Here is a 2204-nt window from a genome sequence, read left to right as displayed (position 1 = left end):
TGGAAACCGGCGAGGCGGAAAACCACCAGCGCGTCTTCCCATGTGCCTCCGAAGCCACCTTCGGCCTCGGATACCAGCAACAGCGGTAGGCCGAGTTCCTCGAGCCGTGCCCAGTCTCGTTCCGTACTCGCGCCGGCACCCAGTTCGGCGAACAGCGGATCAACCATTTCGGCCAGCATGCGGCGTGTGTCGCTCATCTCAGGCCAAGCCCCCGTGCGATGATGCCCTTGAGGATTTCGCGCGTCCCGCCACGCAGCGAGAAGCTGGGCGAGACCTGCAGCAAATAGCCGGTGACGCGAGCGAGCGCGTCTTCGCCGTTGAGGTCCATTTCCACCGCCGCCTGCACCAGCTCGGGGATCGCCTGCTCGTAGGAATTGCCCAGGTCCTTGACGATCGTCGCCTCGAGCGCGGGGTCCTCGCCCCGGGCGAGCTTGGCAGCGACCGAAGCGCTCATCAGCCGCAGCGTCCATGCCTCCGCTGCCAGCCGCCCGACGAGTTCGCGCACCGCGGGGTCGGGATGCGCCCCGGCATGGCGGACCAGTTCGAGGAATAGCACCATCGATGACAGGTATCGTTCCGGCCCCGAGCGTTCGAGCGAGAGTTCGGCAGTCGCCTGCCGCCAGCCCTGGCCCTCTTCGCCCAGCAGCGCGGTGGCGGGCAGGCGTACGTCTTCGAAAAACACCTCATTGAACTCATGCGCGCCGGTCAGGTCGATGATCGGCTTCACCGTGACGCCCGGAGTGTCCATCGGGATGACGAACTGCGACAGGCCCTGCTGGCGCTCGCTCCCGGCTTCGGAACGGATCAGTGCGATCATGAAATGCGCGACATGCGCGCCGGTGGTCCAGACCTTCTGCCCGTTGATGACCCAGCCATCGCCGTCACGCCGCGCCGAGGTTCGTACCGAGGCAAGGTCGGAACCCGAATTGGGTTCGCTCAGGCCGATACAGGCGAAAGCTTCGCCGCGGGCGATTGCAGGGACCCAGCGACGTTTGAGTTCCTCATTGCCCATGCGCAGCAACAGCGGCCCGCTCTGGCGGTCGGCAATCCAGTGCGCGCCGACCGGGGCGCCCGCCGCCAGCAGTTCCTCGATTACCACGTAGCGCTCAAGCTGGCTGCGTTCGTGCCCGCCGTATTCCTTGGGCCAGGTCATGCCCAGCAGGCCCGCCTCGCCCAGCTTGCGGCTGAAGGTGGGGTCAGCCTTGGTCCAGCAATTGGCGCGGCGGACCGGATCGCGCTCGTCATGTTCGGCGACCAAGGCACGCACCTGCTCGCGCAAGGCGATGGCGCTTTCGGGCCAGTCGACGGCTTCTGTAGCGAAGGTCTGCAAGGCTTCTCCTCTCGCTCCCTCTCTCACCAATCTATCGCCGCAGCGCAAGACCCGTTGCATCGAGAAACGAATCCCGACAGTGTATGCCCCATAGCGAGTCCCGGAGGAGAGAGATGATGACCGACTACAAGAACCTGATCGATGGCGAGATGGTCGACAATGGCCGCTGGATGGAGGTCGTCAATCCCGCCACTGAGGAAGTGTTCGCGCGCGTTCCGGCCTGCGGCAAGGAAGAGCTAGACCGCGCCGTCGCCGCTGCGCGCCGTGCCTTCAAGACCTGGCGCAAGACCAGTTCCGAGGAACGCCAGAAGGTGGTTCAGGGGATCGCCGCTGCGATCAAGGACAATGCGGACGAGCTGTTTCGCCTGCTCACCGCCGAACAGGGCAAGCCGCACCACCAGGCGCAGATGGAAATCTACGGCGCCGCGGGGCTGGCTGCAGCGCAGTCGACGCTGACGCTCGACGATGTGATCAACCAGGATGACGAAGAACGGCTCAGCCGCACCCGCCGCGTGCCGGTTGGCGTGGTCGGCGGGATCGTGCCGTGGAACTTCCCGGTGATGATGGCGATCCAGAAGATCGTCCCCGCGCTGATTTCGGGCTGCACCATCGTGCTCAAGCCATCGCCCTTCACCCCGCTGACCACGCTGCGCGTGGCCGAGCTGATCAAGGACGTGGTCCCGGCCGGCACGGTCAACATCATTACCGGCGAAGACAGCCTCGGCCCGCTGATCACCGAACATCCCGATATCGACAAGGTGACCTTCACCGGTTCGACCGCGACCGGAAAGAAGATCATGGAAGGCGCTTCGAAGGACCTCAAGCGCATCACGCTCGAACTCGGCGGCAATGACGCCTCGATCGTGCTGCCCGA

2 protein-coding genes and 1 pseudogene are annotated in these 2204 nt (G+C 65.2%); 1 reads left to right on the top strand and 2 read right to left on the bottom strand.

All coding sequences use genetic code 11. The features are described 5' to 3' along the window. Both AAFM29_RS17075 and AAFM29_RS17070 read right to left on the bottom strand, forming a co-directional pair. Positions 1–197 (bottom strand): annotated as a pseudogene (locus AAFM29_RS17075) (hypothetical protein); the annotation flags it as partial. Further along, a complete protein-coding gene (locus AAFM29_RS17070) occupies positions 194–1330 on the bottom strand; it encodes an acyl-CoA dehydrogenase family protein (RefSeq protein WP_341713930.1) in 1137 nt (378 codons plus the stop codon). The gene AAFM29_RS17070 and the pseudogene AAFM29_RS17075, both read right to left, overlap by 4 nt. Before the next feature lie 116 nt (positions 1331–1446). On the opposite strand from AAFM29_RS17070, the gene AAFM29_RS17065 reads away from it, so the two are divergent. After that, the coding region (locus AAFM29_RS17065) for an aldehyde dehydrogenase family protein (RefSeq protein ID WP_341713929.1) at positions 1447–2204 on the top strand (758 nt) is incomplete at its 3' end.

This window comes from Erythrobacter sp. (assembly GCF_038133525.1).
GTDB lineage: Bacteria > Pseudomonadota > Alphaproteobacteria > Sphingomonadales > Sphingomonadaceae > Qipengyuania.
Note: the sequence above shows the minus strand (reverse complement) of the source record. Positions and strands in the feature narration are given on the sequence as shown.